Genomic DNA, 439 nt, shown 5'->3' on the forward strand with positions numbered 1-439 from the left:
ACCACTTTGTGATTCATGACTGGGGTGAAGTCGTAACAAGGTAACCGTAGGGGAACCTGCGGTTGGATCACCTCCTTACCTGAAGATACTTTCCCGCGAAGTGCTCACACAGATTGTCTGATAGAAAGTAATGAGCAAGGCGTCTTGCGAAAGAGACTTTAGTGTCCCCTTCGTCTAGAGGCCCAGGACACCGCCCTTTCACGGCGGTAACAGGGGTTCGAATCCCCTAGGGGACGCCACTTGCTTGGTGACAGGTGAAAGGTGTCTCCACGAAATATCTCAAAACTGACGGTTAACGTCGAGTTTGAGATATTGCTCTTTAACAATCCGGAACAAGCTGAAAATTGAAACGACACGTCGTATTCATTCTCCGTAATAAGAATGAAGCTATCGATGTGTTCGAGTCTCTCAAATGCTTGCAGCTTGCATGCGTTGTAAA

At 47.6% G+C, this 439-nt stretch carries 1 tRNA gene and 1 rRNA gene; both read left to right on the forward strand.

The features are described 5' to 3' along the window. Positions 1-78 (forward strand): 16S ribosomal RNA (locus F3J40_RS24640); the annotation flags it as partial. An 85-nt stretch (positions 79-163) separates the two neighbouring features. Next, positions 164-239: transfer RNA gene (locus F3J40_RS24645), tRNA-Glu, on the forward strand. Positions 240-439: the final 200 nt, after the last annotated feature.

The organism is Candidatus Pantoea multigeneris (assembly GCF_011752615.1).
Taxonomy (GTDB): Bacteria; Pseudomonadota; Gammaproteobacteria; order Enterobacterales; family Enterobacteriaceae; genus Pantoea; species Pantoea multigeneris.